This is a genomic window from Mucilaginibacter sp. OAE612, from assembly GCF_041806395.1.
Taxonomy (GTDB): domain Bacteria; phylum Bacteroidota; class Bacteroidia; order Sphingobacteriales; family Sphingobacteriaceae; genus Mucilaginibacter; species Mucilaginibacter rubeus.
Window position 1 is genome coordinate 6,293,112 of sequence record NZ_JBGMUW010000001.1, and the last position, 22,653, is coordinate 6,315,764.

General features: G+C 42.4%; 24 protein-coding genes. 14 read left to right on the top strand and 10 right to left on the bottom strand.

Going from position 1 to position 22,653, the window contains the following annotated elements; genetic code table 11:
• Window positions 1–26: 26 nt before the first annotated feature.
• Window positions 27–305: a NifU family protein gene (locus ABID99_RS26325; protein WP_090532767.1), complete on the top strand. Its 279-nt coding sequence runs from the start codon at window positions 27–29 to the stop codon at window positions 303–305.
• 120 nt (window positions 306–425) lie between these two features.
• Window positions 426–1,058 (top strand): hypothetical protein, encoded by a 633-nt coding sequence (locus ABID99_RS26330; RefSeq protein WP_373615600.1) that lies wholly within the window; start codon window positions 426–428, stop codon window positions 1,056–1,058.
• Between the two features lie 166 nt (window positions 1,059–1,224).
• Here ABID99_RS26330 and ABID99_RS26335 read toward each other — a convergent pair whose 3' ends face one another.
• The 3 genes from ABID99_RS26335 to modA are packed head-to-tail and all read right to left on the bottom strand — an operon-like array spanning window position 1,225 to window position 3,311.
• Window positions 1,225–1,851, bottom strand: a complete 627-nt coding sequence (locus ABID99_RS26335) for an ATP-binding cassette domain-containing protein (protein ID WP_373615601.1) — start codon at window positions 1,849–1,851, stop codon at window positions 1,225–1,227.
• The gene (modB, locus tag ABID99_RS26340) at window positions 1,848–2,519 is read right to left on the bottom strand and encodes a molybdate ABC transporter permease subunit (protein WP_373615602.1); all 672 of its coding nucleotides are present in this window, start codon (window positions 2,517–2,519) and stop codon (window positions 1,848–1,850) included. The genes ABID99_RS26335 and modB overlap by 4 nt, the downstream gene beginning before the upstream one ends.
• Window positions 2,520–2,534: 15 nt before the next feature.
• Complete coding sequence (modA, locus tag ABID99_RS26345) at window positions 2,535–3,311, bottom strand: molybdate ABC transporter substrate-binding protein (protein ID WP_090532774.1); 777 nt, start codon at window positions 3,309–3,311, stop codon at window positions 2,535–2,537.
• 521 nt (window positions 3,312–3,832) lie between these two features.
• On the opposite strand from modA, the gene ABID99_RS26350 reads away from it, so the two are divergent.
• Together ABID99_RS26350 and ABID99_RS26355 are read left to right on the top strand one after the other, a co-directional pair.
• Entirely contained in the window at window positions 3,833–5,734 is a 1,902-nt protein-coding gene (locus ABID99_RS26350; protein WP_217633200.1) for a 7TM diverse intracellular signaling domain-containing protein, read from the top strand.
• Between the two features lie 163 nt (window positions 5,735–5,897).
• Window positions 5,898–6,527 (top strand): NAD(P)H-dependent oxidoreductase, encoded by a 630-nt coding sequence (locus ABID99_RS26355; protein WP_090532874.1) that lies wholly within the window; start codon window positions 5,898–5,900, stop codon window positions 6,525–6,527.
• Window positions 6,528–6,643: 116 nt separating this feature from the next.
• On the opposite strand, the gene ABID99_RS26360 is transcribed toward ABID99_RS26355, so the two are convergent.
• Window positions 6,644–7,654 (bottom strand): LacI family DNA-binding transcriptional regulator, encoded by a 1,011-nt coding sequence (locus ABID99_RS26360; RefSeq protein ID WP_090532776.1) that lies wholly within the window; start codon window positions 7,652–7,654, stop codon window positions 6,644–6,646.
• 208 nt (window positions 7,655–7,862) lie between these two features.
• Here ABID99_RS26360 and ABID99_RS26365 point away from each other — a divergent pair, with 208 nt between their 5' ends.
• Both ABID99_RS26365 and ABID99_RS26370 read left to right on the top strand, forming a co-directional pair.
• Window positions 7,863–8,228, top strand: coding sequence for a PleD family two-component system response regulator (locus ABID99_RS26365; RefSeq protein ID WP_188833770.1), 366 nt, complete (start codon window positions 7,863–7,865; stop codon window positions 8,226–8,228).
• A 120-nt stretch (window positions 8,229–8,348) separates the two neighbouring features.
• On the top strand, window positions 8,349–8,579 hold the full coding sequence (locus ABID99_RS26370; protein WP_090532876.1) for a hypothetical protein: 231 nt from the start codon (window positions 8,349–8,351) through the stop codon (window positions 8,577–8,579).
• Between the two features lie 192 nt (window positions 8,580–8,771).
• Here the strand turns inward: ABID99_RS26370 and ABID99_RS26375 are convergent, their stop codons facing one another.
• From ABID99_RS26375 to ABID99_RS26385, 3 genes are all read right to left on the bottom strand, one after another.
• On the bottom strand, window positions 8,772–9,506 hold the full coding sequence (locus ABID99_RS26375) for a heavy-metal-associated domain-containing protein (RefSeq protein ID WP_373615604.1): 735 nt from the start codon (window positions 9,504–9,506) through the stop codon (window positions 8,772–8,774).
• A gap of 304 nt (window positions 9,507–9,810) precedes the next feature.
• Window positions 9,811–10,371, bottom strand: coding sequence for an AraC family transcriptional regulator (locus ABID99_RS26380; RefSeq protein WP_373615605.1), 561 nt, complete (start codon window positions 10,369–10,371; stop codon window positions 9,811–9,813).
• Between the two features lie 13 nt (window positions 10,372–10,384).
• Window positions 10,385–11,455 carry a serine hydrolase gene (locus tag ABID99_RS26385; RefSeq protein ID WP_090532786.1) on the bottom strand — a complete coding sequence of 357 codons (1,071 nt, stop codon included), beginning with the start codon at window positions 11,453–11,455 and terminating at the stop codon, window positions 10,385–10,387.
• Between the two features lie 216 nt (window positions 11,456–11,671).
• Between ABID99_RS26385 and ABID99_RS26390 the strand changes: the two genes are divergently transcribed.
• Together ABID99_RS26390 and ABID99_RS26395 are read left to right on the top strand one after the other, a co-directional pair.
• Window positions 11,672–12,634, top strand: coding sequence for a heme-binding domain-containing protein (locus tag ABID99_RS26390; protein ID WP_373615607.1), 963 nt, complete (start codon window positions 11,672–11,674; stop codon window positions 12,632–12,634).
• A 4-nt stretch (window positions 12,635–12,638) separates the two neighbouring features.
• Complete coding sequence (locus ABID99_RS26395) at window positions 12,639–13,115, top strand: hypothetical protein (RefSeq protein WP_373615608.1); 477 nt, start codon at window positions 12,639–12,641, stop codon at window positions 13,113–13,115.
• 155 nt (window positions 13,116–13,270) lie between these two features.
• Here ABID99_RS26395 and ABID99_RS26400 read toward each other — a convergent pair whose 3' ends face one another.
• On the bottom strand, window positions 13,271–14,764 hold the full coding sequence (locus ABID99_RS26400) for a nicotinate-nucleotide adenylyltransferase (RefSeq protein ID WP_090532790.1): 1,494 nt from the start codon (window positions 14,762–14,764) through the stop codon (window positions 13,271–13,273).
• Window positions 14,765–15,039: 275 nt separating this feature from the next.
• On the opposite strand from ABID99_RS26400, the gene ABID99_RS26405 reads away from it, so the two are divergent.
• The 5 genes from ABID99_RS26405 to ABID99_RS26425 all read left to right on the top strand — a co-directional run bounded on the left by ABID99_RS26405 (window position 15,040) and on the right by ABID99_RS26425 (window position 17,561).
• A complete protein-coding gene (locus ABID99_RS26405; RefSeq protein WP_090532792.1) occupies window positions 15,040–15,360 on the top strand; it encodes a helix-turn-helix transcriptional regulator in 321 nt (106 codons plus the stop codon).
• 1 nt (window position 15,361) lies between these two features.
• Complete coding sequence (locus ABID99_RS26410) at window positions 15,362–15,841, top strand: SRPBCC domain-containing protein (protein ID WP_090532794.1); 480 nt, start codon at window positions 15,362–15,364, stop codon at window positions 15,839–15,841.
• Window positions 15,838–16,227, top strand: coding sequence for a DoxX family protein (locus tag ABID99_RS26415; RefSeq protein ID WP_217633201.1), 390 nt, complete (start codon window positions 15,838–15,840; stop codon window positions 16,225–16,227). Before ABID99_RS26410 ends, ABID99_RS26415 begins: the two co-directional genes overlap by 4 nt.
• Complete coding sequence (locus ABID99_RS26420; RefSeq protein WP_090532797.1) at window positions 16,228–16,818, top strand: YdeI family protein; 591 nt, start codon at window positions 16,228–16,230, stop codon at window positions 16,816–16,818. It abuts the gene before it with no gap.
• A 191-nt stretch (window positions 16,819–17,009) separates the two neighbouring features.
• A complete protein-coding gene (locus tag ABID99_RS26425) occupies window positions 17,010–17,561 on the top strand; it encodes a DUF4256 domain-containing protein (RefSeq protein ID WP_090532800.1) in 552 nt (183 codons plus the stop codon).
• A 49-nt stretch (window positions 17,562–17,610) separates the two neighbouring features.
• Here ABID99_RS26425 and ABID99_RS26430 read toward each other — a convergent pair whose 3' ends face one another.
• Window positions 17,611–18,054 (bottom strand): hypothetical protein, encoded by a 444-nt coding sequence (locus ABID99_RS26430; RefSeq protein WP_176626335.1) that lies wholly within the window; start codon window positions 18,052–18,054, stop codon window positions 17,611–17,613.
• A gap of 335 nt (window positions 18,055–18,389) precedes the next feature.
• On the opposite strand from ABID99_RS26430, the gene ABID99_RS26435 reads away from it, so the two are divergent.
• Window positions 18,390–19,478 carry an acyltransferase gene (locus ABID99_RS26435; RefSeq protein WP_090532804.1) on the top strand — a complete coding sequence of 363 codons (1,089 nt, stop codon included), beginning with the start codon at window positions 18,390–18,392 and terminating at the stop codon, window positions 19,476–19,478.
• Between the two features lie 491 nt (window positions 19,479–19,969).
• Here ABID99_RS26435 and ABID99_RS26440 read toward each other — a convergent pair whose 3' ends face one another.
• On the bottom strand, window positions 19,970–22,393 hold the full coding sequence (locus tag ABID99_RS26440; protein ID WP_373615610.1) for a TonB-dependent receptor domain-containing protein: 2,424 nt from the start codon (window positions 22,391–22,393) through the stop codon (window positions 19,970–19,972).
• Window positions 22,394–22,653 lie beyond the last annotated feature (260 nt).

The window sequence follows — 22,653 nt, forward strand, 5'->3', positions numbered from 1 at the left end:
TTACATAACGTTATAAATTAATAAAAATGAGTTTATTAAATCAGGTTGAAGCAGCTTTAGATACTATCCGTCCGTATTTGGAGGCTGATGGGGGGAATGTTTCTGTTGAGGAGATAACTCCTGAAAATGTTGTTAAATTAAAGCTGTTGGGTTCATGCGGATCATGCCCAATGAGTATCATGACCCTTAAAGCAGGTATTGAGCAGGCTATTAAAAAAGCTGTGCCCGAAATTACTGCCATTGAGGCCATAAACCTAACGGACATTGATGACCCCAATGCCGTGCTTCCCGAAAATTTAAGGTAGTTGTTAAGATTTGTTAAATCCCCGGTTCAATTGGGGGATATGACTTATTTTTGATGAAGTTTAAAAACTATTTTGGCGCTCGCAGCGTAATATATGTTGAGCTAAGTAGTTAATGGTTTTATGAAATATTTATTTGGTTTGCTGCTGTTATTTGTTTCAATAGGCGCTTTTGCACAAAGCAAAGACCGCCCTGTTGTGCAATTTACCGGTATTACACATAATGCCGATAGCGTAAAGATCACTATCCCTTATGTAACCATTACCAATACTTCGGCACATAATATCATTAACGTATCTAACTATAAGGGATACTTTTCATTTGTAGTACATGAGCGCGATACCCTCCGATTTACATGCGTTGGCTATGCCCCGGTTACTGTGGTTATCCCGTCCAATCTGCCAAATGAAAGTTATACTACCCAGGTATCCCTGAAAGCGCAGATCATCAACCTGCCCACATTTCACGTGTTTCCATGGGCCACCACTGATGAGTTTAAAAAAGATTTCCTGGCTATAAAACTTGCTGATGACGATTTGGAGATTGCCCGCAAAAATATCAGCAAGGCAACCCTATCGGCCCTGTACAATACTTTGCCCCGCGATGCCCAGGAAATACAATCGGCCAATGCGCAGGCCATGCACACCAGCATACTGAATTCGCACTCGCTTACACCCAATCCACTATTAAATCCGCTGGCATGGGGTAGCCTCATCAAGTCGATATCTGATGGGGATAAGAGTAGTAGTAAATAATCATTAAGATTTTGGTTGTTAATCCTACAACTTGCGCTTATCTGTGATGAGTGCTTAAAATGGGCTTACGTTTGTAAAGTAAGCGCCGGAAATGGCGTTGCAAACGCCAAACCACATTAAGCACTCGTTAAAAACGAGCGCAAGTCGAAAAATATTTATAAGAGATTTAAACCTCATCATCAAAATCCATCACTTCCCCTTCAAAATCTTCCAGCTCCTGCAAATTATGACTTACTACAATAGTAGTAACCCCTAATTGCTTAAGTAAAAGCTTAAGTTCAGCAATCAGCAAAGTTTTCATCTTGCTATCCAGTGCCGAAAACGGTTCATCCATTAAAAGCAGCTTTGGTTTGGTAGCCAATGCCCTCAAAATGGCCAGCCGCTGTTGTTGCCCGCCGGATAAGTGATCGGGCTTGTGAGTGGTAAAATTATCCAGTTGTCCCAATTGCAGCAGGCGTTTTATCCAGCCGGTATCATTGCTGGCATACTCCAGATGTTGCTGCACCGTCATGTTTGGGAACAGGGCATAGTTTTGAAATACGAAGCCGATATGCCTTTTTTGCGGCGATAAATTGATCGGTTGTTCATCATCAAACCAGGTAATTCCGTCCGCTATGATCTTCCCTTTTCGGGGCGATGACAGACCGGCTATCATTTTAAGCAATGTAGTTTTTCCGGACCCCGAAGGCCCCCAAATTTTGGTAACGCTCCCGGAAACAAACTGCCGTTTTATCTTCAGCAATTGCCCGCCATGATAGGCTTTCTGTTTTATTTCAATATCTACGCTGATCATGCTAAAGGACCTTTCGCCTGGTATTTATTGAATATAAAAACAGCTATCACCAAAACGAACGTAATGGAGAATAAAATCAACGAATAATTATTGGCCGAGGCATAGTCCATCTTCTCTACCGAATCATATACCGCAATAGAAGCTACACGGGTAACACCGGGGATATTGCCGCCAATCATCAACACAACACCAAACTCACCCAGCGTATGGGCAAAGGTTAAAACCGCGGAGGTTAATAATGATGGTTTGATGTTGGGCAGCAGTACATACCTGAACGTTTGCCATTCGGTTTTACCCAATGTGTATGACGCTTCGGCTAATGAAACCGGCAATTGCTGCAGAGCGGATTTTACCGGCCCCACCATAAAAGGCACACTATAAATTACCGAAGCCAGGATCAGCCCCGGAAAGGAAAAAACCAGTTGTACATCAAAAGTGTCATGCAGCCATTTCCCTAAACCATGCTGCGGACTAAAAGCCAGCAGCAGATAAAAGCCCAGTACCGATGGCGGCAACACCAAAGGCATAGTAATAATTGCTTCGAAAATGATCTTGATAAACGATTTTCCCCTTGAAAGCCACCAGGCAAATGGTAGCCCGATAAGCAGTAGCAAAAGCGTGGTGATGCCTGCTAATTTTAATGTGAGCCATATGGGCGATAGGTCCATCGATAAAAATACAAATTATTGCACCCTATAACCATAGGCTTTAAAAATACTTTTAGCGGCCGGGCTTAAAATGTACCGGTAAAATTTTCCGGCCGCAGGATTAGTCGCTCCGTGTTTCAGGATCACGATGCCCTGAAGTATGGGGTCGTAGGTTTTGGGATCGACGACCGTATAAAACAGAGGTGTTTTATCTCCCAGTTCCTTTACCAGCGATTGGGTAGTGAAACCGATATCGGCCACGCCTGTGGTAATGTAAGTATTTACCTGCGATATGCTTTCTCCATAAACGGCCTTCGATTTGGCATCATCCAAAATCCCCTTATCCCTGAGCGATTGCTCGGCGGCTTTGCCATAAGGTGCTATAGCCGGGTTTGCTATGGCGATTTTTTTTATCCTTGCCGAAAGCAGCAGGCGTTCCCAGTTTTCAAAGCCAATGTTTTGCGTACTGCAGATGATCAGGCTGCCCGAGGCGTACACTACCGGTTTTTCTTTTGCAAAACCATTTTTAAACAGTGTTTCGGGAAAGGTCATATCTGCCGATAAAAACACATCAAACGGAGCTCCATTACTGATCTGAGCTACCAGCTTACCCGATGAGCCTATAACAACATCAATAGTAATTCCTGTTTTTTGCTTAAAATCTTTTTGTAAAACCTCCATTACCGGCTGCAGGTTAGCAGCAGCCGCCACCCGGATATTTTGGGCGTTTACGGTTAAGCTTGCTGTAAATAGCAGGGCGAATAAAAAAAGAATGCTTTTTTTTAGCCCGGTATTGTAATGTTCGCTTTGCATCGGTTTTATAGTTTTTAGCTTTCAGGCAACAGTTTTCGTTTTGGTAATGAAGCACATCGTGATTTTTGAAAAGCGATGTTTTGATGCCTAACACTACAAATATACGCTTGTTATAACCAATAGCGGTTCATATATTAGTCATGTTAAGTTATCTGATAAATCAAATTTTAACAATGATAAAACGGTCGGGCGCCGCGTGCGCCGGCTTTAAAAATACGCCTGATGAGAAATGCCAGCGTTGTTTTTTAGGCGTAGCCTTTTAATATGAAATAGATGGAAAAACCGCTTCGGACACTTTAGTAAATGGGCCTGTGACTATTTATATATAGTAATTCCCGGATATTAACAACAAATGGCTAAAAATTAACATTTTAAATCACTGTTTAATGTACTTTTAATAGGAATAGAAAAATAAAAATATTATAATTGTATCCGGCCTGACGCTAACCAAACAACCATTTTTTTCGCGCCTGTAGTGAAACCACCATTACAGGTGCGGAATACATCCATTTCCCAAGCCTATGTTTAAACTTTTACTGAGATTTTTTATCGGTATTATAATGTTTTGCTTATGCTTTTCAACAGGCATAGCTCAAACCACGGTTCAAATAAACGACAAAGTAAACCAGCACATTTTTGAATATAAGCAGATAGTATATTTTGAGGATACAACCGGAAAACTCAGCCTCGATGATATTCGCGACGCTTACTTAGCAGGCAAATTCGCAGTTAACCTGGAACCTACCCCGGTTACCCATCACAACAATTCGGCTTACTGGTACCGCATAAAAATTGGCAAGGCCAATGCCAGCAGCAACAACTGGATCCTGGAGTTTTTTGATCAAACTATCGACAGTATTACGGTTTATTCGCCCGTTAAAAATACTTACCGGGCAACGTCGCTTGGCAGTAGCCGCCCTTTTGCCGCGCGCTTTTACAAACACAAAAACTTTAGCTTTAATATCAACAGCAGCCAGGGGCCCGATGATGTTTATTATATCCGCATCCGTTCGGGGCATTCGGTTAACGTGATCATGGTGTTGCGCACCGTAAGCCGCTTTATTGGCTACGCGCTCGATGAATATTTTTTCTTTGGTGTTTTTTACGGCATGATCCTGGTTTTTGGCCTGTACAATTTCATGATGTTCATAGCCATGCGCCAGGTGCAATACCTGTATTACATCATATATAACTTAAGTATTGGCCTTTATGAAATGTGTGCCGATGGCATAGCTTACCAGTACATCTGGCCAAACTATCCCGGCTGGAACAATTATGCGTATGGTATCGCCCTGTTCTCGGCCAGTATTTTTGCCATCCTTTTTGCTCAAAGCCTGCTCAATTTAAAAGTTAATGCCCCGCGTTTAAATAAAGTGATCAAGTGGGTGATCATTTTCAGGTGCATTTATTTCCTGGCTTGCATTACCATTAATTTGGCCTGGTTTAACTACAAGATCATCGAGTTTTTGCCGCTGTGCATTTCTTTTTATGCGGGTTGTTATGTGCTGGTAAAAGGGTATAAACCCGCGCGGTTCTTTGTTATTGGGTACACTTTTTTACTTACCGGCTTTGTTATTAAAAGCTGTATAGCACTAAATGTCTGGTGGCTGCCTGTTACCGAGTTTGATTACTACAGCCTTAGTATTTGTTTTATTATGGAGATGCTGTTCATCTCTTTTGCTATAGGGGATAAAGTGCGGATCCTTAAAAAAGAAAAGGACGTTGCCCAGCAGGATATTATAGCCCAGATGAAGCAAAACGAAGAGCTGAAAGATACCCTGAACCGCAGCCTTGAAGCCCAGGTGCAGGAACGCACCCGCGAGCTGGTTGAAAAGTCATCAATGATAGCGGAACAAAATGAGGAGCTAAAATCAGTTAATGAGCTGCTGCAGCAACAGGCCGAAGAGATCTCGCGCATGAATGTACTCCTCGAAAAAGACAACATTATCCTGCATAATGATATTGAAAAAGTAACACACGATAGGGTAATGCTCACCGAAGTTGACTTTGAAGAGTTTAGCCGCATTTATCCCGACAGGGAAACCTGCTTCAAATTCCTGTCTGATCTGAAATGGGAGCATAGTTATGCCTGCCGCAAATGCAGCAATACACATTACGGCAGCGGGCACCTCCCTTACAGCCGCCGGTGTTCAAAATGTGGTTATGAGGAGTCGGTAATAGCTTATACCATACTGCAAAATACCCGGATCCCTATCAATAAAGCTTTTTATATGATCTTCCTGATGTATTCAACCAAGGGTAAGATCTCATCACATAAACTTTCCGAAATTCTTTCTATCCGTCAAAGCACTTGCTGGGCTTACAGCTCGCGCATAAAAAAAGTAATGGAGCAGCGTAAAAAAGAGATCAAAAACGCGGGAAATAAAGGGTGGAGTAAATTAGTGATCGACACGAATGCTTAACAGCAGGATAAAGTCAGGCGAAATCACCCAAAGTTATATGTAAGGAAGCTACAGGCATGACATCTATTTCCACTTGATTGGGGGAGTAATGATCTATTTACAATTGTGTGGCTAAACATATATGTTTAAACATCTATATTTGTTTCAACATTTTAAAATAATCATGTCATTAGTAGAAAAATTACAATGGAGATCGGCCGTTAAGAAATTCGATCCCAACAAAAAAATAAGCGCAGAACAGTTAGAGGCTTTAAAAACAGCCATTCAGTTAGCACCATCATCATTAGGCCTGCAATCATATAAGGTGATTGTTGTGCAGGATGCAGAAACAAGAAAGAAATTACGTGCCGTTGGGTACGACCAACCGCAGATTACCGATTCATCGGCTCTGTTTGTATTTGCTTCATTAACTAACCTTGATGAGGATTTTGGCAAAAAATTCATTGACCTTGTTGCTTCAACCCGCAGCATTGCCCGTGAAAGCCTTGCCGGTTATGAGCAAATGGTATTAGGCACCCTGGCCAGCCGTACCGATGAGCAAAAAGTTGAATGGTCACACAAACAGGCTTATATTGCTTTAGGGGTTTTATTGGCTGAAGCGGCAGAAATTGGGGTAGACGCGGGTCCAATGGAAGGTTTTGACGCTGCGAAATTCGACGAGATCCTGGGCTTGAAAGAAAAAGGCTTAACTACCTCGGTAATTGCCGCAGTAGGTTTCCGTGCCGAAGACGACGCTTACAGCAAAATGCTAAAAGTACGCAGGCCGCAAAGCGAGCTTTTTATTGAAGCGTAAGGTTTTATTGGCTCATAGATGATGGTTCATAGTTCATAGCAGCATGCAAGAAACAAGGGAATAGACTTTATTTCTATGGCTTTGTTTCTTGCATGCTATAAACCATCAACCATGATCTATGAACCCGACGACGACTTCCTGATGAACAGCTTTGATTTCAACACATGTTGCTTTTTAGGAGCCGAGCCGTTGTTTTCGAGCACATCGAATAATAAAGTTGCTGCCTTTACGCCCATTTCGTAAGCGGGTTGCGTTATGGTTGAAAGAGGGGGAGAAAGGAGCGGGGCTACCCTGAGGCTTGAAAAGCTAATCACTTTCAGATCGTTAGGTATCGAAATGCCAAGGTCATTACAAACGTAGTAGGTAGCAAAGGCCAAACGTTCAACCGAACTGAAAATACCATCAGGCTTGATTACCTGTAAGGCCTTTTTCAAAATCTTATAATTTTCCTTTTCATCGTTACTGCAATCAATAACCAGGGTATCATCAAACACGATCTTGTGCTTAGCCAGCGCATCCATATAACCCTGCATCCGCACTTTACCTATCGAAATACTTTTGTTAACCACCAGGTAAGCTATCTTTTTGCACCCGGTTTTAATAAGGTGTTCAGTTGCTGCAAAACTGGCGTCATAGTCGTTAGTAGTTACTTTGGCGGCCTCAATATCCTCATAAACGCGGTCGAAAAAAACAACAGGCACATGTTTTTTTTCCAGCTGGCGCAGATAGTTGTGGTCGCTGGCTTCGCCGGATACCGACATGATAATGCCATCGGCTTTGCCATTGTTAAGATAATTTACAAATGATACTTCCTTTTCAAAAACGTCGTCGGTGCGGTAAAGCAAAATGTAGAACCCTTTTTTACGGGCAACCTCTTCAATGCCGTTGATTGCCTGCGAAAAAAAGTCGTTAGCTATTTCGGGAACGATAACAGCCAGGGTTTTGGTCTTTTTATCGCGGAGGTTACTGGCATAATGGTTGGGCAAATAGTTATGTTGTTTGGCGTATGCTAAAATCCGCTCTTTGGTGTCTTTATTAATATCAGTATTTCCATTAAAGGCCCTCGAGATGGTTGATGTGGAGATATTGAGTTCCTTTGCCAGTTTTTTGATATTGATATTGTCCATTTTCGCTCGCTAAATCTATTTCCTATAGGCCAAATGTAATAAAACAGATCAATTGTGTTTAAACATTAAGGCCATAATTGTCAAAATATCATTACAAAAGATAGCTCTATCGGGAATAGCTCCCTGCCTGGACGACAAGAGGTTAACTGTAAGTTAATCAGTGGCATGCGGTTTGCATGACATAAGTACAAAAAGCAGGACCTGGTTTATGGCAAAACGAATTTTGATAGTTGATGATAGCGAGCTGATGATAGAGGTAATGACCTACATCCTGCTTGGTAAAGGTTACGAAGTAGCCTCGTCAACCCATGCCCATGAACTTTTCAGGACTATAAAAGCATGCCACCCTGACCTTGTGATCCTGGATATTGTTAATAAAAGCATGGACGGCCGTGAGCTATGCCGGCTCATTAAATTGAACCGGGCCACTAAAAATCTTCGTGTAATTGTTTGTTCAGAAAATGAGGAAACCGAAGCACATGAACCGCAAAAAGGAGCGCCGGATGATGTTTTGCACAAGCCGTTTGGCATGAACAGCCTGATCCATAAGGTTCAGTTGCAGCTGGCGGCCTGATTAAATGTGCAAAATAATGATCTGTAAATTAACCTGTTAATGTAGAAATTTGTTATTGCCCGCCGCCTGTTGTTGCTTTTGTAACATGGGATACGTATGTTTACCGTAGAGAAGATAAAGATGGGATTGCCACTAAGAATAACTTTTAACGATACCGACCACGTGTATCAAATTAATACCTCGCCAATTACCCCAACCACCAGCGAACTTGAGATCCTGTTAAATGGCGAGAAAATAATCCTTCAAAAAGACGCCCGCCGTGTATGGGTACAAAAAGGTGAAGGCCCGGTAATTGACCCCGAATTTGCGCAAGCTTTGGGACGCTCGGTTGCCTTGCGGTTTAGGATGTAGGAGCTTAATAATTTCTTATTAAAGTTGTCATTTCGACGAACAGACGGGGAATTGTAATGGGAGAGAGGAGAAATCCTATACACCCTGCTTGCAAACTTTTATAGCGAACTTTCACAGCGTATAAGATTTCTCTTTCGCCCCGGTGCTCATGCCTCTTCCGCTCAATCGAAATGACACCCTGTTGAAGGTCTCTTACATTAACCCCAGCATCATTATCCCCATTGCAATCATCAGTCCATCTTCAATAATGGTTACTGTGCTCATGGGCAAATTAAACACCGCGCCGAGGCATGCACAACGGATCTGCCTTTTGCTGAAAACACTTTGCAGCACACCAATCAGGCTTATACTCATTACCGTAACCATAATGGCGTTAACCGTTACCGGTGCAATATTAAGCGCAAAGGCAAGGCCTAAACCCAGTTCAACAAAAACATAAACGTAACCCCATCCACGCCAGCGTTTGGCCACCACATCATACATGGCATAGCTATCGGCAAAGCCCGCAAGATCCAGCAGTTTAAAAAAGGAGAATACCAGGAAAAAGCCGCTCATGAAAACGCGCATGGCCGTAGTGATGTTAAATCCGCCTGTATAGCGTCCGGCAATTATTGCTGCTGCTAAAATATAACCAAAAATGAGCAGGATCGGCTTGTAGGTTTGCAGCCAGGTGCGGTTTTCAGCAGCATCTGTCGTGCTCATATGGTGATGATGTACCTCTTCTTCGCTAAGCTGGTATTTAGGATAAGCGGCAAGTGCCTGTTTAAGGTCGGCAGTCGGCACGTGCTTTTTCATCGTGATGTCGGCAGTACCTTCGGCTAAAGAGATCTCAACTTTTTCAATGTTGGGAACCTGCTGTAACAGGCCCTGCACTTTAGCCAGGCAGCCGGTGCAGGTCATGCCGGTGATATTATAGGTATGTGTCATGATAATTTGTATTTGCTGATACAAAATTACCATGGGCCTGCAGGGAAGCATTACGGTATTATGGGTATGATTTATAAGATTTACAGGTCGACACGAGTGCTACCCATGACAACAAAAAAAATGGGTGTCATACTGAGCCCGTCGAAGTATGGCGGGCAGGCCTCTGCGCACGAGTCTTCGACGGGCTCAGACTGACAGGTGCTCTTTGTCATCTAACCTTCAAAGGCCCCGGATTTAAATCACTCAGCAAGCCGGCCACAATTTGATCGGGTTACACGAACCATTGCAGAATAAAATTTGTGCTTTATATATCTTCCAGATTTGTGCGTTTGCTGCCCTGAAGGGCTTTAAAGGCAGATGGCGTCATCCCGGTTATCTGTTTAAACTGGCTGGATAGGTAGGCAACGCTGCTATAGCTTAATTGAAACGCGATTTCGGAAAGACTAAGTTCATTATAAACAAGGAGTTCCTTCACTTTTTCAATTCGCTGGGCTATGTAGTATTTTTCGATGGTTGAGCCTTCTACAGCCGAAAAAAGGTTGCTCAGGTACCCATAATCATAATTAAGTTTTGAAGTAAGCAGCGCCGAAAGCTTCAAGGGCGATTGTGTTTCGGCGTAGTGCACATGCTCAATGATGAGGGTTTTGATCTGTTCAATAATACGGCTTTTTTGATCGTCAATGAGTTCAAACCCAAGGGCATTTAACGATGTCTCCAATCGTTTAAGCTGAGCCGGGGTAGGGGCTTCTTTAATCTCCACCTCACCAAGATCAATGGAAACAGGCTGCAGCCCGGCTTTTTCCAGCTCGGTTTTCACCATCATTTTGCAGCGGCTGCAAACCATGTTTTTTATGTACAGCTTCATGGCTGCAAAACTACTATTTTACTGCTTCATCCACCAGTTGTTTCAGTTCGCGATAACGCTGTTGCCTGCCATCGCTTTTAATATAAAAAGTCATCATAAAGGCGGCGTACTTTTTATCCTTGTCTATCCACGGAAAGCTCCCAAACAACCCCGGGCTGCTTACGGTATGGGCATCAAACACCCACTCGCCATAACCGTAACCTAAACCTCCAGCCTCGGCAGGTGAATAGGCGATCTTAACGTCAGCGGTGATCCTGTTTTCCTGCATCTGGGCTATACTATTTTCGCTCAGGATACGCTTCCCGTTAAAAATGCCCCGGTTCATGATCATGGTCAAAAAGTTCAGGTAATCCTCGGAAGTACTGTACGCCCCGCCCGCGGGCAGGGCTACTTTGGCATTTCCAAAATCAGTATGCTGCATATTAAGCGGCCTGGCAATACGTTCGGCAAATAAGGTTTCAAAGTTTTTGCCGCTGATTTTTTCGATGATAGCCCCGGCAATTTGCAAGCCGGCATTGCTGTAGTGAAAAACCTTGCCGGGTGTACCTTCCATCGGTAAGGCTGCTATATCGGCTATTGCATCATCCATCGAGTTGTCCTGGCGCATATCTTCTAAACTTTCTTTTAATGGCGGCGTCTTGATCCCGGTTTGGTGCGACAGGCATTGACCAATGGTGATGCCCCCCTTGCCGTGTTGCGATAGTACAGGCAAGTATTTGCCAACTGTATCGGTCAATTTTAGCTTTCCCTCATCAACAAAGGTCATCACCAAAGCGGCACTAAGCCATTTGCTGCAGCTGGCAATAGCCACCTTTGAGGTGGACGTATAGTCATCCAGATCAGCCTTTTTGCCTTGTTTGCGGGCTATCATGCGGCCAACAAATTTTTGCCTCATGTTCATATCATTAACTGCGCGGTTATAAACTACCTTGCCATCTTTATAAACAATAAGCACCACCCGGCCACCCATTTCGGATGCGTGGTCATTTAGCCAGTTATCAACTTTGGTAAAATTGTATTGAGCACTGGCTTTAATAACGCTAAAGGAAATAAGCATTAGTAGTAAGATAGATCTTGCTTTCATTTTTGAGGGTGATTGATGCGTTCGTTTGACTGCTACGCTAATTTAAAGTTTATTCATACATGCTGATTATATTGATGGCGACACGCGCAAAAGCAGCGTGTTTTGTAGTCTCAACTTCCTTTTTTCCTTATTCAACGATTATTTGCACCCGCCTAACTAATTGTTACATTTATTATAAAGGATTGTAGTTTTCTTTGCATTGCAAACCGAATGGCTATGAAAACCAACAGAAAACCCTTGTATCAACGAAAAGCGTTCCTTATCATCCTGATTTTATTTGCAGGCTTTTTGTGCATCCAGTTTGTGCGCCCGGATGTTCCTAACCCGCCGGTAACGGGCGACCTGGAAGCCCCGGCAGATGTTAAGGCTATTATTCAACGTGCCTGTTATGATTGCCATTCAAACAACACCAATTTACGCTGGTACGATAAAATAGTTCCCATTTACTGGGGGGTGGCATCCCATATCAAACAGGGCAGGGCCGACCTTAATTTTTCCGAATGGAATAAGCTTGCGCCGGCCGATCAGAAAGGCAAACTCTGGGAGTCGGTAAATCAAATAATAGCCGGAGCAATGCCTTTGCCAGCTTACACGGCAGTTCATACCAATGCTAAAGTATCGCCTGCAGACCTTGCCGTATTAAAAAACTACCTTGCAGGGATGGTGCACAACAAACCTGCTGATACTGCTGCTATAAATGCGGCTGATAAGCAATACCAACATTGGCAAAAAAACGAAACTGCCATCACCAAATTGCCGACAGCGGCCAACGGCATCTCTTACATCCCCGATTATAAAAACTGGCAGCCTATCAGTACTACTGAGCGTTTTGATAATAACACCCTTCGTGTAATCTTCGGTAATGATATTGCCGTAAAAGCGATCAAAGAAAACAAGATCCACCCATGGCCAAACGGCGCCATATTTGCTAAAGTGGCCTGGGCACAACTACAGGATAAAGACGAAACCACCCATACCGGCGAGTTTAAGCAGGTGGAGTACATGATAAAAGACGATAAAAAATATGCATCTACCTTTGGCTGGGGATGGGCGAGGTTTAAGACCCCGAAGATGGTGCCGTACGGCGGTGCAAATGTCATGTTTACCACAGAATGTACGAATTGCCATAAGCCGATGGCTGCCGAAGATTTTGTATTTACCCAACCAATTAAACACTAACCCCATGAAAGCATTATATAGTTTATTTGCTGTATGCAGCTTAATGTTTGCGGCCTGCTCCGATAACAAACCGGTTGAATTATACAATACCAAAGCCGCGCTGCCATCATCCCCGAAATATAACCTCGATGGTTTGAAGGTAATTACCTCATTTGTTAATAAGACCAAAGGTACAGCCTCAACACTTTACGGGAATGACCTGGCTTTGAAATCGGCAATTGATGGAAACAAAACAGTTGGCGCTAATGAAGTATTTACATTAGTAACCTGGAAGCAACAGGATGACGATCATTGGTTTGGCGCGAAGATCCCTTCGGATGTTGAATCGGTGGAAGTGATTAAAACTACATCGTCTGGTAATAGCGTAGCTGTTAATTATCAACAACTTAATGGAAAGTCTCTCGATTTGAAAGCAGATACTTCGGGCCAGTCTGAAAGGATTAAATATATTCTTGGGCAAAAGCCTTCTGTTTTGCCGTAGCAATAGAATGAGCTTTTTACAGTTTTGGGCCGTGCGATTCCCCTCTTGAGAGGGGGGGAGGGGTGTGTTTCTGTTTTGATAAGTCTATCGCAAAGACACACCCCTGCTACCGCTCATCCCCCCCTCTCAAGAGGGGATTTAAAAAGCCTTACGCTTTAAGCTATATCAATTTCAGTCCGATCACCGTCTTGAGGTGGTGCTTCAAGTGTTTTTACCGGTTCTAACCCGGAGGCATATCCAAACAGGCGGCGTTCTTTGATTATCGTAGCCACCTCGGGCGGCACAAACTCTTCCCAGCCATCGGCGCCCAGTTTTATCAGCTCAAGCACATTGTCGGTTTCAACGTTAAGGTTATTTTCGTTATAATGCCTGATGTCTTCTATCTTATTGTTGGCTATCAGGTAGCGGTACAAGTCAATCAGGTGTGGCGGCAGGTAAAAACGCAGGCAATTCCAGATCACACCATCGCGAAGGGTAGGGTATATAAACAATTTTACCTTACGACTGAACAACGTAGCGAACGATTCCAAAATGCCGCCCGGCAAATCTTTATAATGTTCTTCCGAGAAAATATACTCCAGGTTAGGGAAACCAAGTACCACGCCCATTTTAAGTTTGGTGATCTTTGAAAGATAGGCCACCAGTTTATAATACTCGTGAAAATTAGAGATCATCACCGTTTGGCCTAACGAACCGAGGATATCTACGCGGTCAAGAAAGTCCTTCTCGTCTATATCGGCATTGATATCGGCGTTACGTTCTTTCAGGGCCTGGAGGGTAAGCTCGGTAACAACAACAACGTTTTCCTTATCAACATCCGATTCCTGTAAAAACTGTTTAACACCGGTGTTCAGCATATCCATATGCACGTTGATAACCGGGCGGAAACGGCCGCGCACCATTACGATGTGCTTTTTGTATAAAACTTCGGATGGTTGCAGGTTTTTACCGTCGGGCCCAAACAGTGCCGCATCCGAAAAGCCGTATTTTACCAGGTGAAGGCTCATGAGCCGGTTATCAACTTTGGTAAAGTTTGGGCCTTCAAAGCGGATCATGTCTATCTGGATCCTGTCGCGCGAGAGGTTATCCATCAGCGAAAGCAGGAATACCGGTGGAATCTCATTATAATAAAAGCAGGCATACATCAGGTTTACACCCAATATCCCTACAGCCTGCTGCTGCAGGTTATTGTCATTATCCAGCAGCTTAACGTGGATCACCACATCATTGTACTGCCCGTTCGGCTCCAGCTGAAAGCGTACGCCCATCCAACCGTGGCCTTCATTTGTTTTATTGTAATTGAGGGCCGATATGGTATCCGCGAAAGCAAAAAAAGTTGAAGTATCGCCACGCTGCGTACCAAGGCGTTCAATGAGCAGCCCATATTCATGACCAAGCATGGCCATCAGCCGCGGTTCGCTTACATAACGGCGGGTTTGTTGTACCCCATAAATAGCATCTGAAAAAAGCATGTCATAGGCCGACATGGTTTTGGCTATGGTGCCGGATGATGCCCCGGCTTTAAAAAAGTTTGCTGCTACGTCCTGTCCTGCACCTATTTCGGCAAATGAGCCATAAATTTCGGGGTTAAGATTAATGGCCAGCGCTTTTTGTTTGGTCCCAATATCTTTATTGTGAATGGCATTCATACCCATTAAATTATTATAGTTTACTGCTACCAGTAGTATAACCTTGCTAAGAAGGTCTAAAATTACACTTTTTTAAGCGAAGGCGTGTTAAGAATGTATTACAAAATAAGCAATGGGCTCGTTTTATTACGTTCAGAAAATAAATTAATGTGCTTTTGACAGATATTCGGGCTTGATATTCAGGGCCATCAGATAAAGGTTCCAGAAAAAAAATAAACAAAAACACTTGCGTAGTTAAATGGCTACATTTATATTTGTAGTCAAATAGCTACACGATGAATTTAAGACGAGATGTATTTCAAGCCATAGCCGACCCAACCCGAAGGGCCATTCTTTTACTGGTTGCCACACAAGCGATGACCGCTGGTGTAATTGCATCAAACTTTGACACCGCCCGGCCTACCGTTTCCAAACACTTGCAAATACTTACCGAGTGCGAATTGCTTAAACAGGAGCAAAACGGCAGGGAGATCTATTATCATATTAATGCAGAAAAAATGAAAGATGTGGCCGACTTCATTGAACCGTTCCGCGCAATGTGGGAAGACAGGTTCAACAAATTAGAAACTATTATGAAAAATTATAAAGGCAAATAACATGGAACAAAAAACAAAAATAGATGCTGAAAACGGCAAACAGGATTTAACCATTACAAGAGTGTTTGACTTACCGGTGGAACTGCTTTTTAAAGCCTATATGGAGCCCGAAATTGTTGAGCAATGGATGGGAACAAAAGTGCTGAAGCTTGAAAATAAAAAGCACGGCAGCTGGCAATTTGAAACAAAAGACCCGCATGGTAACGTTGTTTTTAAAGCCAACGGAACAATTCATGAGTTTATCCCCGGGCAAAAGATCACCCGTACGTTTGAAATGGATAACGCGCCGTTTGATGTGCAACTCGAGTTCCTGGAGTTTGAAAAACTTACCGACGATACCAGCAGGCTCAATATGCATGTGGTTTACCGGACGCCCGAACTGAGGGACCGGATGCTGAAGTTGCCTTTTGCGTATGGCATAAACATGGCACACAACAGGTTACAGGAAGTATTAAACAAATTGATTAATACAGCATCATGAAACGGAATAAAATTATCTATTGGATTGCTACTATCTGGCTTGCTTTAGGGATGATATCAACAGGAACGGTACAACTATTAAAAGCGAAGGCCGGGGCAGGAGGGGCCGACAGCTTGGCGCATTTAGGCTATCCGGGTTATGTTTTAACTATATTGGGCATTTGGAAAGTTTTGGGCGTTATAGCAGTATTGATTCCTAAATTTCCGGTGGTAAAGGAATGGGCGTACGCGGGTTTTTTCTTTGCTATGTCGGGCGCAATTTTTTCGCATATTGCAGCTGGGAATGCTGTAGCTGAGATATTTCCCGCGCTGCTATTACTGGTACTTACTGTAATATCATGGTATTTCAGACCCGCCGAAAGAAAAGTAATTTCGGGAAACCAATAAATGAACGATATGAACCCCAAAGTTGATTTTTATTTTAATAAAGCCGGGAAGTGGCAGGAAGAAGTAGAGCAATTGAGATCAATTGTTCTTGATTGCGGATTGACCGAAGAATTAAAATGGGGCTGTCCCTGTTATACCTTTCGGGAAAGCAACATTGTTTTGATCCATGTATTTAAAGAATATTGCGCGCTTTTATTTTTCAAGGGAGCTTTATTAAGTGATACCCATAACATCCTTATTCAGCAAACCGAAAACGTACAAGCTGCGCGACAGATCAGGTTTACCAATGCCGAGGAAATAGCCGGGCAAAAAAGTATCCTGAAAGCCTATATTTATGAAGCCATTGAGGTGGAAAAGGCAGGACTAAAAGTAAATTTAAAGCAGACGGAAGATTTTGCCGTCGCTCACGAGTTTCAACAAAAATTAAATACCATACCCGCCCTTAAAACCGCATTTGAAGCATTAACACCCGGACGGCAAAAAGCGTATCTCCTTCATTTTTCCCAACCCAAACAAGCCTCAACCCGCGAGGCGAGAGTTGAAAAATGGATGCCGCAAATCCTTAACGGTAAAGGGTTGAATGATTTGTAGTACAGGCCGTTTTGAAGAAAAAAAGCGGAGGCCTGGCGATTCCCCTCTTGAGGGGGGGTAGGGGTGTGTTTCTGCTTTGAAAAGGCAATCGCATAAACACACCCCTGCCGCCACGCTGTCCTACGCGCCCCCTCTCAAGAGGGGAATTGAAAAATCACCTAAAAACCAATAAACCATAACCTGCAATAAATATGAAGCTATCACCAGAACTACAGAAAGAACTTATCGGCATACTGAAAACGCGTTTTGAAAAAAACATGAACCGCCACACCGGCATAGAATGGGCCTGGGTACAGGCAAAGCTGGAAGCCGACACCGAAAAACTATCGTCACTTAATGAAATGGAATTAACCGGCGGAGAACCCGATGTTGTTGCTTACGATAAAAATACGGGCGAATATATTTTTTTCGACTGTGCTGCGGAAAGCCCCAAAGGCCGCAGAAGTGTTTGCTACGATCATGAAGCGCTGGAAGCCAGAAAAGAACACAAGCCCGGAAACAGCGCTGTTGAAATGGCGAAGGATATGGGCATTGAACTTTTAAACGAAGAACAATACCGCGAATTGCAAAAGCTTGGAAAGTTTGATACCAAAACCTCAAGCTGGATCAAAACCCCTGCCAATATCAGGAAGCTCGGCGGGGCCATTTTTGCCGATTTCCGTTATGATACCATATTTATTTACCACAACGGTGCGGAGTCATATTATGCTGCCAGGGGGTTTAGAGGGGCGTTGAGGGTTTGAGTACATTAGCCATAATCGATACCGGCTGGATCTAAATGATTGGCCTTATCTATATCTTATATTTTAATCTTCCGGTGTTAAAATCAGAAGGGCGGGTAGGTGTAAATAAAGTAAAGTGCCGGGATTTAACATTTGGATTAAAAAGGTTTTCGCCCAGGCTTTTTACGTTGTGTTCTGTAAGCATATTGGGTTTGCCCTCCCATTGCCAGCAGCGCCGGTTTTTAAAATCAATATGAAAACTACCCAAATAATAGTTTTCAAAATTCTGCCCCAGGTTAAGTATGTAATCATCTGTTTTAAACAGGTGCCTCATCGGCTCAAGAGCCAAGGTTGCTTTATAAGCATCGTCATTTAAATCTTTATAAAAATAAAGTTTCTCAATAGTTCCAGACTTAAGATTGGGCGGCTCTTTGGATTGCAATAAAAAAGGACTTATATAAATTTCTTGTTCCCCTGTTTCTGTTTCAATAGTGATAGTTGAAGAATTGAGCATTTAGTCAGATGTTAATAGTTCAATCCTAATATAACAGTTTTGATTAGTACAATCAATGCGATGCTGTTTACAATAACATTGCCGGCGACATGGCAAGGTTAATCGAAATTATTAAGGAGTTTTAGTTTGAAGGGTTAATGTGAATCGGTGCGAGATTTCCAGCACCCGGCACATTTTTTAATTAAAATTTACTTGGGCCAAACAAAATGGGAAACAAATTGTAGTATGCTGAAATTGAATTAAACTCTGAGGCATTTATTTAATTAAAACGCGGTTCTTGCTGACAGTTGGTTAAAAAGTTGTCTCGTTGTTCAGCTTAACATACTCTGCCTTATATGAAATTAAACCAACTTACTTTTACCAGGTTTCTTGCAGCGGTCGCTATTGTTATATACCACGCCAAGAGTGATATTTGGCCATTTAATTTGCCGGTTTTACATAATGTTTTCAGCAAGGCAAATGTTGGTGTGAGTTACTTTTTTATATTATCCGGATTTGTAATGATCATTGCCTATGGCCAGCAAAAAGCCGTTAAAGTTAAGCCGTGGAATTATTATTTGAACAGAATAGCCAGGATATATCCGGTATATCTTTTTGCGCTTATATTGGCAGCTGTCAGATTATTGATAATTGATACGCTACCTGTTAAGGAATTTATATTACAGCTGTTTGCCATTCAATCATGGTTCCCTGGTTATATCAGCAAGGTTAATGCCCCTGGCTGGTCATTATCCGTTGAGGCTTTGTTTTATGTAGCGTTTCCATTGCTTTTCAATTATTACTATAGTAAATTCTCGTTTAAGTCTGTCGCCATATTGGTTTCGTGTTTATGGCTTACAACCCAGGTGCTACTAAACTTTCTTTACCGGTCGCCATATTACGCAGCTCCGCCATCTACCATTCATGACCTATTATTCTATTTTCCATTAATGCATATTAATGAATTTATGATTGGCAATATTCTCGGCTTTGTTTATTTAAAGTCGGCAAAAAGGCAGGCGAACTATGACTTGCACATTACATTTATTGTTATTGCTTTATTAGTCGTATTATCCGTTAATAATTACTTAAGCTTTCATGATGGGTTAATGGCCGTATTGTTTGCTCCCCTCATTTTATTATTGGCCTTAAATAACGGAAAAATCACAAGGGTTTTCTCAAACAAATACTTGATACTGTTGGGCGAAGCAAGCTATAGTATGTACATCCTTCAACATCCAATAAAATCTTTCCTTAGCTTTTTCTTCAAAAAAATACGGGTTGTAAACCCCGAACTGCAATTTTATACCTTTTTGGTTGCGCTTATTTGTATTTCAATTGCCTGTTATTTTTTCATTGAAATTCCAGCAAAAGATTGGATAAAAGGCTGGAAAGACCGGAAGCGTTTAAAATTACAAGCAGTAGATGATTCTGTAAATTTCTAATTATCAATTACGGCATATAAGCATTTGTTAAATAAAAAAAAGCATATCCAATCAGTAAGACTACTGTGCAGGTATGCTTTTTTTGTTGTTTTCAAGTCGGGATGAGGAGACGATTACCCCGGCATTTATATCTATGATATTCAAGACGGGCGCCGTATAGGACACATATATTGTGCTTCGGCTTGATGGCCTTTGATGCTATTTATGCTATAGTTGATAATCAATGAACTTGTTATAAAACATAATGAATGTCTGTTACAAATAAAAGATTTTGTAGTTATGGCTCCCCGGAGATGCAATTGAACCTTACTTTTTATCCCGGCGGTGAGCTAAACTCGCTAAATTGGTGAATAGGGAAACAACAATGGCGCCCTGCCGGTCTAAACTATATGGTTCGCATTTTAGCAATCTTGCAAGCAGGCAGACGAACTATTAGTCGGCGGAAATAGGTTGAACAGCCATTGTGCAAAAACAGGATTGATATCCTGCTGTCAGAATTTAGCACCTAATGTAACATAACATGATCTTCCGTCGCCGGGTAATATACCATTGCCAAGGTAAACAAGCGTTTCTGTTCGGCGGGTAAAGTATTTATTATCTGTCAGGTTATTGATGCCGATCCTGATGTTGTACTTGTCGGAAAACGTATAGCCCAGGGCAAAATCGGCCACGTGATATCGTGGGACATAGCCTATATTGGGACTTGTTTTGGTAGCAGCTGTATTATTCGCATCCGACCATGATCCGCCAACATATGAATAATAAAAGGTAGCGGAGAGGTTATGTACAGAGCCATTTATGCCCGAGCGGCTAACAAATTGAGGAACGTCTTCCAACGTTTTTCCAGTCAGATTAACCACGCCTGTTTTGCCATTCAAATACCTGGCGTGATTATAAGCGTAAGAAGAAAATATGGAAAGATCATTGTTAGTGTCCTCGGTATTGAAATTAAGCAGGTGAACTTCAACAAAAGCTTCCACTCCCCTGGTGAGCGCATTGCCTGCATTGGTAGTGTAGGTGTACGGTTTTCCGTTGCCATCAGTCAGCGTTATATTTCCTATCCTGTTGTTATACTTCAGTTCAAATGCGCTTAGATCAAAAGTCAATATCTTTTTAACCTTTCCCCTAATGCCAATATCTGCATTATGGCCGCTCGCATCTTTCAAATTCGGGTCGATCACCGCTGTGCTCGATCCGATGATAAGATTTGCATAAAGAATAGGCCTGTATGCCTGCGAGTAATTGCCATAAATATTAATGCTTTCAGTGATCTTATACTGCGCACCGATTCCACCCAGCACGATGTTCCTGGAGGTTGAAAGCGATACGGGGTTAAAATTTTTATATACTTTATATTCCGTTCCGTTTAAAGTTGATTTGAGGTTATCATACCTGATGCCGGGGGTAACGGATAGCCTATCGGTGATGCGGAAAAGGTTTTCAAGAAACGCCCCGTAGTTTATTGTTTTAAAGAGCAGGGCGATACCGTAATTGCCGGTTTGGGTAAGGTCAAAATTAGTTCCTGTACTTCCTTCCCCGTTTTGTTTTCTGTTTGTAGCAGCGTTGGAATATTTTAAGCCGCCCGATAGGGCACTCTCATGGCCGAACAGATCGTATTTTTTTATCATTCTTGCATCAACAGTATAGCTGTTATAAAAGTCCCTGTTTATCTCTCTTGGCGCGTAGGAGCCTGTAGTTTTGCTGATGGTATCTGCATTGGTGGCTAAATTCGGGCTGGCAATAACCATGTTCCTTTGCCCGAACAAAGTATAGGCTTTTATATTCAATAATGTTTTACTATTGATGGCGTAATTAAAAAGCAAAGCGGGCAGGTTGATTATCGGGTTAAAATAATTTCTGCTCCTGGTTGACTGGCGCGGATTGGCAGCGAACATCGCGTCGGTAAGCCCGCCAGCAAATTTCTGCATATAGTTTTCTCTTGAGTATTCAAGGCCAATATCCATTTTAGCTGTTGGCTTATAGTGCAAACTTGCATAAGCATTCAGGAAATTATAGTCGGAGTTAGGACGCCATCCATCGCTGCTACGGTAATTAAAGAAAGCATAATAAGTGAACTTGCCTTTTTTTCCACCTACCGAAACAAAGGAATTTGAGGTATTGAACGAGCCATACGTTTGTTCGGTTTCAATGCTTAACGACTTCGTGGTATCAGGTTGTTTAATTACATAATTGAGCATTCCTCCAAACTGAGGGCCATATTGAAGAGCGGCTGATCCCCTGATGAGCTCAATTTGCTGTACGGCTTCCAATGGCGGGTTATACATGGCCTCGGGATAACCATACAGATCGTTATTAACATTGTAGCCATTCTGGTTCACATTGAACTCCCATGATCTGTGCGGACTTAATCCTCTTGCCGCTACACTGGTTTGAGTGCCCGAACCATCCAACTCCCACGACGTGATACCCGGTACTTTTGCAAACACATCGCGGGCTTTATTTTGTGCGATATCTGCATTGACGCTGTCAACCAAAACAACTTCATTTTTTTTGCCCGAATAAATATTTGTTCCGCCGCTCTCGGGTAACGCTTTGATGCTTCCTACGCCTCTTTCGCCTTGTACTTCAACAGCAGATATCTTAATAACGCCGGCCTGAAGCGTATAGGAAAATTCAGTAGTGTCATTGTTTTTTACGAGTATATGCTGTTTAACAGATTTATAGCCGATGTGCGAAATAATGACCAGGTAATTTCCGGCAGGAATATTATTGATGCTGTATTGGCCTTTATTATTTGTGGTGGCGCTGAAATTTGTTTTGTAAAGAATAATATTCACCAGCTCCAACGGGGCTTTTGAATTGTCGGTGATGCTACCTTTAATATTGCCGGTTGATTGGGAAAAAGCATGGGTAAGTAACGAGAAAAGGAGAAAGGTAAGGAAAGCTTTTTTCATAGAATGATCGTGTTTTTTGACATGTCGGTTTGTTTTCGACCATCGTTGTGTTTTTAAAAATATAACGCTAAGCTATAAAAAAGATCTTTTTTTTATTTAATAATATATGCCTGATTGAAATGTTTTCTATGGGGGTTGCAGATTATTAAAATTAATTCGGGGTTAAAAAAATGGAAGAATATAAGTTCGTATTCAATTACCTCCGGGGTAAGAGATCACCAATTGTTGATATTTACTGTTGAGAGGTAAACCGTAAACGC

What these genes read in the sequence shown, in the direction of transcription:
- ABID99_RS26370 (WP_090532876.1), top strand. Translation starts at nt 8,349, where the DNA reads ATGGGATTGCCACTAAGAATAACTTTTAACGATACCGACCACGTGTAT.
- ABID99_RS26435 (WP_090532804.1), top strand. Translation starts at nt 18,390, where the DNA reads ATGAAATTAAACCAACTTACTTTTACCAGGTTTCTTGCAGCGGTCGCT.
- modB (WP_373615602.1), bottom strand. Translation starts at nt 2,519, where the DNA reads ATGGACCTATCGCCCATATGGCTCACATTAAAATTAGCAGGCATCACC.
- modA (WP_090532774.1), bottom strand. Translation starts at nt 3,311, where the DNA reads ATGCAAAGCGAACATTACAATACCGGGCTAAAAAAAAGCATTCTTTTT.
- ABID99_RS26335 (WP_373615601.1), bottom strand. Translation starts at nt 1,851, where the DNA reads ATGATCAGCGTAGATATTGAAATAAAACAGAAAGCCTATCATGGCGGG.
- ABID99_RS26420 (WP_090532797.1), top strand. Translation starts at nt 16,228, where the DNA reads ATGAACGATATGAACCCCAAAGTTGATTTTTATTTTAATAAAGCCGGG.
- ABID99_RS26360 (WP_090532776.1), bottom strand. Translation starts at nt 7,654, where the DNA reads ATGGACAATATCAATATCAAAAAACTGGCAAAGGAACTCAATATCTCC.
- ABID99_RS26430 (WP_176626335.1), bottom strand. Translation starts at nt 18,054, where the DNA reads ATGCTCAATTCTTCAACTATCACTATTGAAACAGAAACAGGGGAACAA.
- ABID99_RS26375 (WP_373615604.1), bottom strand. Translation starts at nt 9,506, where the DNA reads ATGACACATACCTATAATATCACCGGCATGACCTGCACCGGCTGCCTG.
- ABID99_RS26440 (WP_373615610.1), bottom strand. Translation starts at nt 22,393, where the DNA reads ATGAAAAAAGCTTTCCTTACCTTTCTCCTTTTCTCGTTACTTACCCAT.
- ABID99_RS26395 (WP_373615608.1), top strand. Translation starts at nt 12,639, where the DNA reads ATGAAAGCATTATATAGTTTATTTGCTGTATGCAGCTTAATGTTTGCG.
- ABID99_RS26415 (WP_217633201.1), top strand. Translation starts at nt 15,838, where the DNA reads ATGAAACGGAATAAAATTATCTATTGGATTGCTACTATCTGGCTTGCT.
- ABID99_RS26405 (WP_090532792.1), top strand. Translation starts at nt 15,040, where the DNA reads ATGAATTTAAGACGAGATGTATTTCAAGCCATAGCCGACCCAACCCGA.
- ABID99_RS26385 (WP_090532786.1), bottom strand. Translation starts at nt 11,455, where the DNA reads ATGAAAGCAAGATCTATCTTACTACTAATGCTTATTTCCTTTAGCGTT.
- ABID99_RS26325 (WP_090532767.1), top strand. Translation starts at nt 27, where the DNA reads ATGAGTTTATTAAATCAGGTTGAAGCAGCTTTAGATACTATCCGTCCG.
- ABID99_RS26380 (WP_373615605.1), bottom strand. Translation starts at nt 10,371, where the DNA reads ATGAAGCTGTACATAAAAAACATGGTTTGCAGCCGCTGCAAAATGATG.
- ABID99_RS26425 (WP_090532800.1), top strand. Translation starts at nt 17,010, where the DNA reads ATGAAGCTATCACCAGAACTACAGAAAGAACTTATCGGCATACTGAAA.
- ABID99_RS26355 (WP_090532874.1), top strand. Translation starts at nt 5,898, where the DNA reads ATGTCATTAGTAGAAAAATTACAATGGAGATCGGCCGTTAAGAAATTC.
- ABID99_RS26390 (WP_373615607.1), top strand. Translation starts at nt 11,672, where the DNA reads ATGAAAACCAACAGAAAACCCTTGTATCAACGAAAAGCGTTCCTTATC.
- ABID99_RS26410 (WP_090532794.1), top strand. Translation starts at nt 15,362, where the DNA reads ATGGAACAAAAAACAAAAATAGATGCTGAAAACGGCAAACAGGATTTA.
- ABID99_RS26400 (WP_090532790.1), bottom strand. Translation starts at nt 14,764, where the DNA reads ATGAATGCCATTCACAATAAAGATATTGGGACCAAACAAAAAGCGCTG.
- ABID99_RS26350 (WP_217633200.1), top strand. Translation starts at nt 3,833, where the DNA reads ATGTTTAAACTTTTACTGAGATTTTTTATCGGTATTATAATGTTTTGC.
- ABID99_RS26365 (WP_188833770.1), top strand. Translation starts at nt 7,863, where the DNA reads ATGGCAAAACGAATTTTGATAGTTGATGATAGCGAGCTGATGATAGAG.
- ABID99_RS26330 (WP_373615600.1), top strand. Translation starts at nt 426, where the DNA reads ATGAAATATTTATTTGGTTTGCTGCTGTTATTTGTTTCAATAGGCGCT.